General features: G+C 72.2%; 10 protein-coding genes. 1 reads left to right on the top strand and 9 read right to left on the bottom strand.

All coding sequences use genetic code 11. The features are described from left to right. Positions 1-7 precede the first annotated feature (7 nt). The 8 genes from hpxZ to O7601_RS14215 all read right to left on the bottom strand — a co-directional run bounded on the left by hpxZ (position 8) and on the right by O7601_RS14215 (position 10,325). A complete protein-coding gene (gene hpxZ, locus O7601_RS14250; RefSeq protein WP_281566612.1) occupies positions 8-397 on the bottom strand; it encodes an oxalurate catabolism protein HpxZ in 390 nt (129 codons plus the stop codon). A 109-nt stretch (positions 398-506) separates the two neighbouring features. After that, positions 507-2,207, bottom strand: a complete 1,701-nt coding sequence (locus tag O7601_RS14245; RefSeq protein WP_281566611.1) for a regulator — start codon at positions 2,205-2,207, stop codon at positions 507-509. A gap of 12 nt (positions 2,208-2,219) precedes the next feature. Next, on the bottom strand, positions 2,220-2,912 hold the full coding sequence (locus tag O7601_RS14240; RefSeq protein ID WP_281566610.1) for a cysteine hydrolase: 693 nt from the start codon (positions 2,910-2,912) through the stop codon (positions 2,220-2,222). An 8-nt stretch (positions 2,913-2,920) separates the two neighbouring features. Beyond that, positions 2,921-3,610, bottom strand: a complete 690-nt coding sequence (locus tag O7601_RS14235; RefSeq protein WP_281566609.1) for an isochorismatase family cysteine hydrolase — start codon at positions 3,608-3,610, stop codon at positions 2,921-2,923. 18 nt (positions 3,611-3,628) lie between these two features. Continuing rightward, on the bottom strand, positions 3,629-5,566 hold the full coding sequence (gene atzF, locus O7601_RS14230) for an allophanate hydrolase (protein ID WP_281566608.1): 1,938 nt from the start codon (positions 5,564-5,566) through the stop codon (positions 3,629-3,631). A 75-nt stretch (positions 5,567-5,641) separates the two neighbouring features. Continuing rightward, the gene (locus tag O7601_RS14225) at positions 5,642-6,307 is read right to left on the bottom strand and encodes a GntR family transcriptional regulator (protein ID WP_281566607.1); all 666 of its coding nucleotides are present in this window, start codon (positions 6,305-6,307) and stop codon (positions 5,642-5,644) included. A 44-nt stretch (positions 6,308-6,351) separates the two neighbouring features. Beyond that, positions 6,352-8,178: a hypothetical protein gene (locus O7601_RS14220; protein WP_281566606.1), complete on the bottom strand. Its 1,827-nt coding sequence runs from the start codon at positions 8,176-8,178 to the stop codon at positions 6,352-6,354. Next, positions 8,178-10,325 carry a hypothetical protein gene (locus O7601_RS14215; protein WP_281566605.1) on the bottom strand — a complete coding sequence of 716 codons (2,148 nt, stop codon included), beginning with the start codon at positions 10,323-10,325 and terminating at the stop codon, positions 8,178-8,180. The genes O7601_RS14220 and O7601_RS14215 overlap by 1 nt, the downstream gene beginning before the upstream one ends. Before the next feature lie 193 nt (positions 10,326-10,518). Between O7601_RS14215 and O7601_RS14210 the strand changes: the two genes are divergently transcribed. After that, complete coding sequence (locus O7601_RS14210) at positions 10,519-11,694, top strand: hypothetical protein (protein WP_281566919.1); 1,176 nt, start codon at positions 10,519-10,521, stop codon at positions 11,692-11,694. Between the two features lie 168 nt (positions 11,695-11,862). On the opposite strand, the gene dxs is transcribed toward O7601_RS14210, so the two are convergent. Continuing rightward, the gene (dxs, locus tag O7601_RS14205; RefSeq protein ID WP_281566604.1) at positions 11,863-13,809 is read right to left on the bottom strand and encodes a 1-deoxy-D-xylulose-5-phosphate synthase; all 1,947 of its coding nucleotides are present in this window, start codon (positions 13,807-13,809) and stop codon (positions 11,863-11,865) included. Positions 13,810-13,841 lie beyond the last annotated feature (32 nt).

The raw sequence follows: 13,841 nt of genomic DNA, 5'->3' as shown, positions 1-13,841 counted from the left end.
CGGGCTGTCATTCGACGTCAGGAGGCAGCGGCTCGGAGACGTGGGCGGTGACGATGCGCCAGCCCTCCGGTAGGCGTACCCAGGTCTGGGTCTGCCGGCCGGTCGTGGCGGCGTCGGCGTACCCGAATCGGGTCGTGACGACCGCGAGGTCCGGGCCGAAGGCGGTGACCACCGTGTCGACCAGCCGGCGGCCCGGCGGCAGCGGTGGTTGCGCGGCCCGCCACTTGCGCTGTTCGTCGAGCCCGTACTGGTGGTCGGCGAGGCCGAAGCGCACGGTGGCCTCGGCGTCCCAGAAGTATCCACAGATCCGGTCGACGTCGCCGGCCACCAGCGCCTGCTCGTAGCCGGCGAAGGCGGCAGTCACCTCGGCGACCACGTCCGTCCGGTCGATCTCCATCCGGCGGTTCCTTCCTGGCTGGCGGGACGTCGTCGTGTGGGCGGGGGCATCCGGCCGGGCGGCGGCGGGCTGGTGCGGGCGCACCGCCGCCCGGCCGAACGGCATCGGCTCAGCCGTTCACCGCCGGCTCGCGCTTGTCACCGCCGGCCGACTCGTTGACCGGCTCACCTGTCGCCGCCGGCGCAGTGGCGTCCGGGGCCGTGACGGTGGTGGCCGGAGCCGTGGGAGGCGTCGAGGCGTTGCCGCCGTGCAGGCGGTCCAGTTCGGCCTCCTCCGGGTCGGGCACCCGGGGTGGGTACTTGCCGAGCGCGAAGATCGCGCAGATCACCGCCACGAAGAGGTAGCCCAGCGCCACCTGTCCGTTGGCGTTCCACCGCACCTCCTCGCCGTGGATCAGACCGATGAAGGCGAGCACCGCGCCCGAGGCGGCGAAGATCGCCGCCTGGACGAAGCGTTTGTCGATGATGAAGGCGACGATCGCGCCGAGCACCAGACCAGCGAGGATGGCGCCCTCGCCGAGGATCCGCAGGCCGTCGTAGACCACCCCGGCGCCGGCCAACGCCTCGTCGCCGACCTCGGCGGCGGTGGTGCCGGCCGCTGCCAGGGCGTTGTTCATCTGCCCGGTCGCCCACGCGGCGATGTTGGGTATCAGGGCCGCCACCACCGCCGCAGCATGTGCCCGGGGCGTCGCCTGGAACGCCTGGGCACCGATCAGCAACCCGATGTAGAGCAGGATCGGCACGATCGCCGCAGTCGGGAAGATCGCCCCGAGCAGGGAGAACATGCCCAGGAAGCAGAGCAGCGCGATGACGATCCCGGTCGCCATCGAGTAGCCGGTACGCCCACCGGCGGCCTTCCAACCCGGATGGCCGACGTAGACCGCCGGCGGGAACGGCGAGCCGAGGGCGGAGCCGATGACCGCGCCGGCCCCGTCGGCGAGTAGCACACTGCGCAGGTTGTAGTTGTCCCCGGCGGTGGCCGCGCTCTCCACGTTGGTCATCGCCTCGGTGAAGTTGTAGACCCCCAGCGGGATCGCGGTCGCCAGCAGCGGTGCCATGTCGGAGAGCCCGCGCAGCAGCAGATCGAGCTGGAAGGTGGGGAAGGCGAAGGCGATGTCCCGGGCCGCCGAGGTGACGTCCGGCACCGACATCGCCCCGCCGATCCAGCCGATCGCCGTGCCGAGCAGCAGCGCGGCCAGCCCGATCGGGAAATTGAACGGCAGTTTCACGTCGGTCAGCAGACCGATCAGCAGCAGCGCGAGGACCGGCAGGGCGATCCAGGCCAGCCGCCACATCTGGCCCGCCGGATTCATCGAGATGAAGGTGATGGAGATGCCGGCGAGCGTGCCGAGCAGCGCCGCACGCGGCGTGTAGCGGCGGATGTACGGGCCGACGAACGCGCCGATCAGCACGATCACGCCGATGATGAAGGCCCAGGCCAGCCCCGCCTCCCAGGCACGAACCGGGTCACCGGTGCTGAGGTAGATGGGCAGCATGATGACGAAGATGACGATGAACATGTGCGGCACGCTCGGCCCGTACGGCAGGGCGGTCACGTCGGAGCGGCCCTCCCTACGGGCCAGCCGACGGGCCAGGTGGGTGTAGTAGATGTTGCCCGCGACCAGGGCAATACCGAGGGCCGGCAGGATCGTGCCGAACACCTCCCGCTCGGGCAGGTTCACCACGAAGAGGCAGAGCCCGGTCAGGGTGAGCACGTTGACCAGGACGTTGACGCCGAAGCCGAAGAACGCGTTGGTGTCGCCGCGCACCCAGTACGGCAGTGGCACGACGGAGGGGCGGGTGGGGACCATGGCTGCTCCCGGTCAGGAGGAGGATTGCAACACGGGGGTGGTGGGCAGCAGGGCGAGCACGTCCGTCGAGTCGGCCACCCACCCGAAGATGCCGCCCTGGGCGGCGATCATGTCGAGCCCCACCCGGTGGAACTCGGGGAAGTAGGACCCGACGCAGTCGGCGAGCACGAGGCACTCGTACCCGCGGTCGTTGGCCTCCCTGACCGTGGTGTGCACGCACACCTCGGTGGTGACCCCGGTGACCAGCAGACTCCGGATGTGCCGCCCGGCGAGCAGGGCGTCCAGGCCGGTGGCGTGGAAGGCGCCCTTGCCCGGCTTGTCGACGACCGGCTCGTCGGGTAACGGCGCCAACTCGTCGACGATGTCGTGGCCGTACTCTCCCCGGATGAGAATCCGCCCCTTGGGCCCCGGGTCGCCGATGCGTTTGCTCGGCAGGCCCCGGTTGAGCTTGGCCGGTGGGCAGTCGGAGAGGTCGGGCAGGTGCCCCTCCCGGGTGTGCACGACCGTCAGCCCGGCGGCGCGGGCACCGGCCAGCAGCGCCGTCAGGGGTGCGATGGTCCGCCGCAGCTGGCCGACGTCGTTGCCCAGGCTCTCACCGAAGCCGCCGGGCTCCAGGAAGTCGCGCTGCATGTCGATGACGAGCAGCGCGGTGGTCGCAGGGTCGAAGGTGTACGGGAAGGGCCGCGCTGCGGCAACTGTCAACATGGCTCACCTCACCTGGTCGTGGCGGCGATGACGGCGTCGGAGGTGGCGACGCAGCCGAAGACGCCGCCCTGCATGGTCACCATGTGCAGCGCGGCGTCGTGGTTGTCCTTGTCGGTCGCCCCGGTGCAGTCGGCGAGGATCAGGCACTCGTAGCCCCGGTCGTTCGCCTCACGCATCGTGGTGTGTACGCAGACGTCGGTGGTGATGCCGGTGAGGATCAGGTGGGTGATGCCCCGGGTACGCAGCACCAGGTCGAGATTGGTGGCGTAGAAGGCACCCTTGCCGGGTTTGTCGACGATCACCTCGCCGGGCACCGGGGCGACCTCGGGCACGATCTCCCAGCCGGGCTCGCCCTTCACCAGGATCCGGCCGCACGGGCCGGCCGCGCCGATCTCGGCACCGATCTGCGCGGACCGCCAGCGCTTGTTCGCCGGCAGGTCGGACAGGTCGGGGTCGTGGCCCTCCCGGGTGTGCACGACAAGCATGCCGAGCGACCGGGCATGCTCCAGCAGCCGGGCGGTGGCCGGCAGACCGGCCCGGGTGAGGCCGAGGTCGTAGCCCATCGCGTCGACGTAGCCGCCCGGGCCGCAGAAGTCGGTCTGCCAGTCGATGCAGAGCAGTGCGGTACGCGCGGTGTCGGCCGAGCCGTCGTACGGCCACGGGTAGGGGTTCGCCGTTACCGGCCCGATCCTGCCCATCCTCTCCTCCTCCGTTGGTCAACTCCGGTGTGCGGTGGCCCGGCGGTAGGCCCGCCACCCGCCGGCAGCGCTGATGTCCTCGGCTCCCGAGTCGACGGCGTACGCCTCGCAGAGGAAGCCGAGCACGTCCCGCCCGTCGTGCAGCCGGACCCAGCCCAGCGAGAGCGGCACCGGCACCCCGGACAGCAGCTCGCCGACGGCGGCCACCGGCAGTCGCCACAGCTCGACCTCGATCGGATGTCCGTCCGGGTCGGTGTCGGCGACCCGGACCAGGCCGGGCAGCCCTTCGCCGTCGGCCGTCTCCAGGCGGTAGAGCCGGTAGCGCGGCGCGGTACGCGCGGCACCGGCGAGGGTTGCTCCCCGCTCGGTCAACTCCCGGTTGCGGGACTCGCCGGCCAGGTGCCGTCCGACGACGGCGATCAGCACCTGCGCCGGCCCGGTCGCCGAGGCGGTGCCCGCGGCCGGCGAGCGGACCCCGACCGTGACAGGCGTCGACACCGCCTCGGGCGCGGGCTGATCCGGGACGGTGCCGGCGGCGACCCCGGTGGCGGCTCGCCCGGCGGCGGCCTCGGGGGTGGCTCGGGTCGCGGCGGCGTCGGGGGTCGCCTGCGTCGCAGCGGTGAGGGCGGCGGCGAGGTGGGCCAGGGTGGTGTCGCTGAACGCGGGGCCGAGCAGGGTCAGGCTCGCCGGCCGGCCCGCCGCGGTGAACCCGTTGGGCACGGTCACCGCCGCCAGGTCGAGCAGGTTGGCGAACTGGGTGTAGCGGCCGAGCGTCATGTTGCGGCCGATCGGGTCCTCGGCGATCTCGTCGAGGGTGAAGGTCGTACCGACGGTGGGCACCACCAGCACGTCGACCTCGTGCCACAGCTGGTCGACCCGGGCCCGCAACTCGCGCAACCGGTGTTGGCCACGGAAGACGTCGATCGCGTCGTAGCGCCGGCCGGTCTCCAGCACGCTGCGGGTGACCGCCAGGACAGCTTCGGGATGTTCCCGCAGGAAGCCGTCCAGCCCGGCGAGTCGCTCGGCCACCCACGGCCCCTGGTAGAGCAGCTCTCCCGCCTCGAAGAAGCTCTGCAACGGTACCGAGCCGACCTGGCTGACCAGACCCCGCAGCGCCTGCACGCCCACGGCGAATCGGACCGCCTGTCCCGCGTCGCCGAAGAACTCCAGGTCTTCTGCGCGGGGTACGCCGAGGCGTAGCGTGCCCGGCATGCGGGCCACCACCCGCTCCGCCGGCAGCGGACGCCCCCAGGGGTCGGCCGCCGAGACCCCGCGCGCGGTGTGCAGCACGTCCACCGCGTCCGCGACGTTGGTGGTGAAGACCGAGACGCAGTCGAGCGAACGACAGGCCGGCACCACGCCGGCGGTGCTGAGCAGGCCCCGGGTGGGCTTGAGGCCGACGATCCCGTTCAGCGCCGCCGGCACCCGGCCGGAGCCGGCGGTGTCCGTACCCAGCGCGAAGCTGACCTGGCCGACGGCGACCGCGAGGGCCGAGCCGGAGCTGGAGCCGCCGGAGATCAGCCCACCACCGAAGACGCTCTCGCAGCTGCCGTACGGGGACCGTGCCCCGGTCAGGCCGGTGGCGAACTGGTCGAGGTTGGTCTTCCCGACGAGCAGGGCACCGGCGTCGAGCAGCCGGCGCACCACTGGCGCGTCCTCGGCGGCTGAGTACCCGAAGTCGGGGCAGCCGGCCGTGGTGATCATGCCGGCGACGTCGATGTTGTCCTTGACCGCGAACGGAATCCCGTACAGCGGCAGGGTCGCGGGATCGGTGGTGGCGGTCAGCCGCTCGGCGCGGGCGAGGAGCTGGCCGGCCGACACGGTGCTGATCCAGACCGGCCCACCGTCCGCTCCGGACAGCCCGGCCAGGACCAGTTCCGCCAGGTCGGTCGGGGTCAGGTCGCCGCGGCGGTACGCCGACCGCAACTCCGAGATCGATCCGATCCGCTCTGGCATACAGTCGATTGTCGACAGTTGTGTTTCGGCGAGCCGCGCGGTACGTAACGACGCCGTGACGGCCAGCCGGTGCAGCTACCCGAGGTACGACCGTGCCCCGTGCTCGGACAGCACGGCGAGCACCAGCTCCGGGTCACCGGCCGCGACCGCCTCGCAGAGTCGCTCGTGCCGGTGGACGCCGTCGTGCGGCTGCGCCACCTCTGCCTCGCGACGCAGGTTGATCGCCATGTAGAGCTGCAATTTCACCAGGATCGAGTCGTACACCGCGGAGAGTTGTCGATTGCCGGCCAGCGCCACCAGCGCGACGTGGAACGCCCGATGCGACTCGGCGACCGCCAGTCGGTCACCGGTCCTGGTGGCCTCCCGCATCTGGTCCAACGCCGCCCGCAGCCCGGCCAGATCGCTCTCCCGCTGCACCGGGATCGCCGACCGGACCGCGAATCGTTCCAGCACGTCGCGCAGCTCGTACAGCTCTCGCACGTCGCGGTCCGACAGGGTGGCGACCCGGACGCCCCGGCGCGGCACGTGCTCGACCAGCCCCCGCTGCGCCAGCAGCCGCAGCGCCTCGCGCAGCGGTGCCCGGCTGATGCCGAGCCGCCGGGTCAGTTGCTCCTCCACCAGCCGTTCACCGGGATCACTGCGACCGCTGAGAATCTCTTGGGTCAACCGGGAGACGGCGAGCTCCACCAGACTGACACTCTCCAGCTCGCCCTCCGCCGGCGATGCGGCCACGTCACTCACCCCGACGAGTGTGCCACCTGCCGCCGGAGCCCCCGCCGGACGCGTCAACCCACGAGGGGCCGGACGTCCCAGACGAGCGCGCCGCCGATCTCCCGGGCGGGCCCGAGCAGGGCCTCGACCGTCCGGCGCACCGGGTCACCGTGGTGCAGTCCACCCTGCACCACCACGGCCGCCCGCCAGTGCCGCAGGTCGGCCACCGCCTGCCGGCGGTCGGTCTCGCTGATCGGCGGCATCTCGCCGGTGTCGGCCACCCGGCGCAACAGCAATGAGGTGGGCCGGTCCGGCGCGCCCCAGCGGGCCGTCGGATCGTCCGGGGAACGAGGGCCGATGAAGAATCCACCCGGAGCGGTGAAGGCCAGCCCGGTCCGGGCGGACCAGAGCATCGCCGGGCTCTGACCCGCGTTGGTCACCGGCGGCACCGGCACCACCGTCCGCCCCGCCGGCACGTACGCCCGCCAGGTCCCCTCCGCCACGAACGCCGGGACCTGCCAATTCGGCACGGTGCGGATCGGGGTCGGTGCCAACGGCAGCAGCGCGGCGGCCACCGCACCGGCCCAGAGCAGTCGCACCGGCACCGCGTCCGGTTGCGCGCCGGCGGGGGTCGACTGCCGCTGTACCCGGTCCACCGAGAGGGCGAGCAGGATGCCCAGCACGGGCACGCAGACCAGCGCGAACCGGGCCGGCACCACATGGTCGAGCAGCGGCAGCTCGGCGATCAGCCGGTACGGACCGGGCAGCTCCGTCAACGATCCGTCGAGGCGTACCCGGGGGCCGAGGGAGAGCAGGGCGAACACCAGCCCGCAGGCGGCGAGGGCCCGGACCAGCGGTCGACGCCACAGCCACACCGTCACGACCACGGCCAACACCAGCAGACCCGGCCCGAAGAAGGAGTTCTCCTCGGTCGCGTTGGGGGCCAACAGGGCGGGCAGGCGATGGTCGCCGAAGACGGTCTGCCGGGCCGTGGCGGTGAACGAGGCGGCGTCCAACTGGAAGCCGTACGCGTGGAACGGCATCCCCCGGTAGTGGCCGGGGCCGAAGAACTGGAACCACAGCGGGTAGGCCAGCAGGGCCGTCGCGACCACCGCACCGACCGCGATCCGGCCGGCCGTGACCGGGGCGAGCCGGCGTGCGGCGGCCCGGTCGGCCAGCGCGTACCCGAGAACGAGGACACCGGCGGCGAGCGCCACCAGAAGCAGCACCTCCTCGCCGAGGAACGCCTGGTACGTCACGACCAGACCGAGCAGCGCACCGGGCCGCCACACCCGTGCCCAGGCGCCCATCGGTGCCGCTGTCGGATCTGCCGGGACGGGCGCGAACACCAGTGCCAGGATCACCGGCACCAGGAACTGGGCGGCCATGTGCAGGTGCGATCCGGCCTGCGCGACCATGCCCGGGGCGAAGCCGCAGACCAGCCCGCCGAGCGCGGCGGCCAGCCGGGACTCGACCAGGCGGCGGCGCAGCAGCACGTACCAGGCGGTGGCCGTGCCGGCCAGGCAGCCGACCACCGCCACCGCGAACGCCACCTGCGAGCCGAACAGCAGCGTGACCGGGGCCAACGGGACGCCCAGGCCGAGCACCGAGGTGTTGGCCATCAAGTTCAACCCCCCGGGCGCGTTCAGCGCGTCGCTCCACAGCGGATTGTCCAGGCCGGCCACCGCACGGGCGGCGTGGGCCAGCATCCACTCGAAGAGGATCTGGTCGCCGGCCTGGTGGAAGAGCCGGTCCGGCCGGCCCCACTGCCGGCTGGTCAGCCAGCCGGCCAGCGCCAGATAGCCGGCCACCACCACCAGGTCGGGCGTACGCGGGCGGAGCCGCCAACGGCGACCGGTGGTGCGGGCCGGCACGTCCCGCTCGACGGTACCGAGCGACATCAGACCCGGGGGTCGGTGAGTGACCGTACGTCCCACACCCAGACGTCCAGTTCGAGCCGGGCCGGTCCGACCAGTTGCTCGACGGTCTGCCGCAGCGGCTCCGAGTGCGGCTGCCGGACCGGCAGCACGAGGATCGCCGCCCGCCAGTGCCGCAACTCGTCCAGGGACCGACGCCGCTGCCGGTCGTCCAGTTGCGGCGTCCGGCCGGTGGTGGCGACCTCTTCCAGTAGCTTCCCGATGCCGCTGGGCCGGCCACCGAAGCGACCCGGGTCGCCGGTGTTGCCGTTACGTGGGGCGAGGAAGTAGCCACCGGGGATCTTGAAGTCGAGGTTGGTGGCGGCGGCCCAGCGCATGCCGTGGGTGTTGCCCATGCTCGGCACCGGGATCGGCACCAGGGTCTGGTCAGGCCCGACGTAGGCGCGCCACCGGTCGGAGGTGATGAAGTCCGGCACCGGCGGGCGGGAGGTCATCGGCAGCGGCATCGGGGTGATCGGCAGCAACGCGAGCACCAGACCGGCGGCGGTGAGCGTACGCACGGTCCGCCGGTCCATGGACAGGGTGCTGGTCCGCTCGATGGCCAGAGCCAGCAGGATCGCCACCACCACGCCGGTGATCATGCCGAACCGGGTCGGCACCACCGCGTCGAGCAGCGGCAGCCGGACCAGCCACTCCCACGGCCCGACGACCAGTTCCCGGTCCCACCAGCTGATCCGCTCACCGAGGGACAGAATCGTGTAGAAGGCGGCGGTCGCGGCGAGCGCCCGGATCAGCACCTCCCGTCGGAGCCAGAGCACGATGCCGACCGCGATCAACGCCAGGCTCCACCCGAAGAAGGCGTTCTCCTCGGAGTAGTTCGGCGCGAGATTGACGTTCGCCCGCTGGTTGCCGCCGATTGTGGGCGAACCGGGGGCGAAGTACGCGGCGATGTCGTTGCCGTAGTCACGGACGGCGTCGCTGAGCCCGTGGTACGCCATCGGGCCGGCGAACTGGATGTACAGCGGGTACGCCAACAGCGCGCCGGCGATCACCGTGCAGGTGACCAGCGACTTGACCAACGGCCGCCAGGCCGCCGACCAGAGCCCGGGCCGCTGGACGACCACCGCGATCAGGAAGATCCCGCAGCCCATCGCGGTGAAGAGCAGGATCTCCTCGTTGATGAACGCCTGGGCGGTGACCAGCAGGGCCAGCAGCGCGCCGTCCCGGTACGGCCGGGTCGATCGGGTGATCACCATGACCCGCCACACGATGAACGGCAGCAGGAACTGGCTGATGATGTTCGGGTGCCAGCTGGCGTGCGACAACATCGCCGGTGAGAAGCCGCAGAACCAGCCACCCACCACCGCGGCGAGCGGGTTGCGCACCACGTGCCGGGACAGCACGAAATACCAGGCCGAGGCGGTCCCGGCGAGACCGAGCGTCACCAGCAGTACGAACGTCACGGCCGGCCCGAACAGCAGGGTCACCGGCACCATCGGGATACCCAGGGCGAGGATGGCCGTGTTGGCCATCAGGTTGACCCCGTCGGGATAGTTGAACTGCTCGGTGAAGAAGGGAAACTCCCCGTGCAGCACCACCCGCACCGAGTGGGCGAGAAAGAACTGCACCTGCGCCGGGTCACTGCTGTAGAGCGAGGCCACCCGACCGGCCGGGTCCATCCAGATCTGGCTGGTCACCCAGAGCGCGGTCAGCAGGAACCCGCCGAAGACCGCGAGGTCCCGTCGCCGGGGCGTCCACCGGCGTCGGCGCTCCGGAGCGGCATCGGCGGCATCGGCGCCCCGCGTACCGTCGGCCGGTGCGGTCTCCGTCAACTGCCGGTCCGTCCCACCCCCGGTCGCGGGTGCCTCGGTGATCGGCGCCTCCGTGACCGGCGCCTCGGTCGCGGGTGCCGGGGCCTCGGTCGCGGGTGCCGGGGCCTCGGTCGCGGGTGCCGGGGCCTCGGTCGCGGGTGCCGGGGCCTCGGTCGCGGGTGCCGCCCCGTCGATCGCTGCGGCCTCCGCCACGGCCGGCTCGGCGGCGGACGTGGTGGCCCCCGGCGCGGACCGCACGCGGTCGTGCGGCTGATCACCGACGGTGACGACTTCGGAGGGAGAGTCGGCGACGTCGGCGGATCTCGGCAGCGCGGCGGCGCGGGTCTCGGCAGGCGTCACAGTCGGCGGAGTCTACCCGAGTGGGGAAAATGCCCCAAGTCAACGCGGTGTCCCCTGTGGTCGGTGTGGTGGCCACGCGACGCAGCGTATGGCGACCCGAAGCGGCGACGGAACGTCTCGTACTATTGCCCTCCGACACGACGACGCGATCCGATCGGGGGCGTGACAGGTGGCTCCAGCCCGTTGGCGCGGCTTGACCGCCACCGGCCTGTCCACCCTGCTGATCGCCGCCACCGCCTGCGGGCCGGTCGTCGAGCGTCAGGCACGGGACCTGCGGGTCGGCTATGACAGCATGGACGGTTCCCTGACGGTGTGGCCGCCCCGCGGCTCACTCGCCGAGGACACCGCGGCGACCGCCGCCGTCACCGAGGCGGTACGCGACTGGCGCTCGCCCGTGGACGACCGGGTGCACGTACCCTCGTCCGGGATCCTCTTCTCCGGTGCGGTCGACGGCAGGCCGTTGGCCCTGGTCGCCGCGTCGGTGCCCGGTGAGGCCGCGTCCTGGCTGCTTCAACTCACCGGCGACGGCGACCGGTACACGGTCAGTCACGCCACCGAGTACACCGATCCCGGCTACCTGGTCTATTCCGACGTGTTGCCGGTCCAAGCCGCCGACGGCCGACGCTATCTGACCTCCGAGCGGGTTCGGCGACTGGTCGGGCCGAGCGGCCGCATCCTGTCCGACCGCGACGGCCTGACCGACCCGGTCGAGGTGCCCCGGTGCCGAGCGGTGACCGTCACCGCCACCCTGCGCTCCACCGAGTCGCTGCCCCGGGGCCGGGCCACCGATCGGCTACTCGACCTCGGCACCGGCATCACCGCCCCCCGCTACCCGCTGGTACGCGACGAGAGCGGCTCCGGCCGGCGCGCCCTGACCGGCCTCGACACCTGCCTGCTGGCCGGCGAGGACGGCCCGTTCGGCAGCATCCTCCGGCGTGCCGGTGACCGGGACGTGCCGCAGTCGGTGCCGGCGTCCTGGCCGATGGCTAAACTCGCCGTGCGTACGCTCGGCGAGCTGTCGCTCGACGGTGGCGAGCCGGCCGAGTTGGAGCAGCTCACCTGGGAGAGCGCCGAGGGCACGATGAGCGCGGTGGTGTACCGACCCGCCGACGACGGCCCGGTGGTGCTCTCCCCCGCCGACCGGACGAACCCGTTGCAGGTCTACGAGCTGCCGGTTCCGGACCAGCCGCTGGTCGTGCTGAGCTGGCGTGCCACCAAGGACACCACGCTGTCGGTGCCGCCGGACACGACCCGCCTGGTCGACCGCCCCGGACTGGTGGTGGCCCCACTGCCCGAGCGCCGCGAAACCTTCAGCCTCGCCGCCGACGAAAAGACCCACTACCGCTCCACCGGCTCCCCCCACCGCTAACCCCTCCCCCACCCCACCCCACCCCCCTCCCCCACCTCCCCCACCCCCCCTCCGTCCGCACGCGTTGATCATGAAGTTGTTGTCGCGCCACGCCGGACGCAGTGACAACAACTTCATGATCAACGCCGCGCGGCACCCGCGCGGGGCAGGGAGGCGGGGGCGGGTGGGTCAGTTGGGGGTGGGGTTGGTGGCGAGGTGGGGTGGGTCGACCGGCTCGGTGTCGAGGCGGGAGATCCAGCCGGTGACGTCGCGGGCCACGTCCTGGGCGGTCAGGCCGAGGTCGGTCAGGAGCTGGTTGCGGGAACCGTGCGGATACCACCCGGGCGGCACGCCCAGGTCCCGCAGCGGCACCCGGACGTCGGCGTCCCGCATGGCCTGGGCAAGCGCGTCGCCCACCCCGCCGGACCGTACGCCGTCCTCGATCGTGACCACCAGCCGGTGCTCGGTGGCCAGCTCGACCAGCTCCGCCGGGATCGGACGCACCCAGCGCGGGTCGACCACGGTGACCCCGTAACCCTGCTCGGCGACCCGGGCAGCGACCTCCATGCCGAGCTGACCGAAGGCACCCACCGCGACCAGCAGCACGTCGGTACGCGCCGACTCCGCCAGCACGTCGACCGGCCCGACCCGCCGCACGGCGGGCAGATCGGCGGCGACCGCACCGGTCGGGAAGCGGACGATGGTGGGGCCGTCGTCCACGGCGACCGCCTCGCGCAGCTCCTCGCGGAGCGTGGCGGCGTCCCGGGGCGCCGCGATCCGCAGGCCCGGTACCACCCCGAAGACCGACATGTCCCAGATGCCGTAGTGGCTCGGCCCGTCGGGGCCGGTGATCCCGGCCCGGTCCAGGACGAAGGTCACCGGCAGCCTGTGCATCGCCACGTCCAGCACGACCTGGTCGAACGCCCGGTTGAGGAAGGTCGCGTAGACCGCCACCACCGGGTGCAGCCCGCCGAGTGCCAGGCCGGCCGCCGAGGTGGCGGCGTGCTGCTCGGCGATGCCCACGTCGTAGGTGCGCTCCGGGTACTTGCGGGCCAGCTTCGCGATGCCGGTCGGCTCGGCCATCGCCGCGGTGATGCCCACCACGTCGGGCCGCTGGTCCGCGATCGCGACCAGCTCGTCGGCGAAGACGTGGGTCCACTTCACCGATGGTGCGGCCGTGGCCTTGCCGTCGGCGATGTCGAAGGCGCCCGGGCTGTGGAAGCAGTCCGCCTCGTCCTCCTCGGCGGGGCGGTAGCCGTAGCCCTTGCGGGTCACCGCGTGCACGATCACCGGGCCGCCGAAGTTCTTCGCCGCCCGCAGGGCCGTCTCGACGGCAGCCAGGTCGTGCCCGTCGACCGGGCCGACGTACTTGATGCCGAGGTCCTCGAACATCGCCTGCGGGGCGACCGCGTCCTTGATGCCCTTCTTGACCGCGTGCAGCACCTCGTACATCGGCTTGCCGACCAGCGGGGTCGACCCGAGGGCGTCCTTGACGGCGTCCAGGACCTTCTCGTAGCCGGGGTTGAGCCGCAGCGTCGAGAGGTGGTGGGCCAGACCGCCGATCGTCGGGGCGTACGAGCGGCCGTTGTCGTTGACCACGATGACCAGCGGGTTGTCGGTGGCGGCGATGTTGTTCAGCGCCTCCCAGCACATGCCGCCGGTCAGTGCCCCGTCACCCACCACGGCGACGACGCTGCGCGACTCGCCGCGCAGCGCGTACGCCTTGGCCAGCCCGTCGGCGTACGACAGGGCGGTGGAGGCGTGCGAGTTCTCGATGAGGTCGTGCTCGCTCTCGGCCTGGCTGGGGTAACCGGAGAGCCCGCCCCGCTGGCGCAGCTGGTCGAACCCGCCCTGCCGGCCGGTAACGATCTTGTGGACGTACGCCTGGTGGCCGGTGTCGAACAGCAGCCGGTCCCGGGGAGAGTCGAAGACCCGGTGCAGGGCCAGGGTGAGTTCCACCACGCCCAGGTTGGGCCCGATGTGCCCACCGGTACGCGACACCTTGGCGATCAGGAAGTCGCGGATCTCGGCGGCGAGGATGTCCAGTTCGGTGGCGGACATCCGCTTGACGTCCTGGGGACCGTGCACCGTGGCCAGCAGCCGGCCGTGGTTGGCCGTGTCCTCTTCAACACTCATGACCGCAGAGTCTATCGGCACTCGCGCACCTC

It is taken from the genome of Verrucosispora sp. WMMD573 (assembly GCF_027497175.1).
GTDB lineage: Bacteria > Actinomycetota > Actinomycetes > Mycobacteriales > Micromonosporaceae > Micromonospora.
The sequence above is the reverse complement of the archived record's forward strand: the minus strand, read 5'-3'. Positions and strand labels throughout refer to the sequence as shown.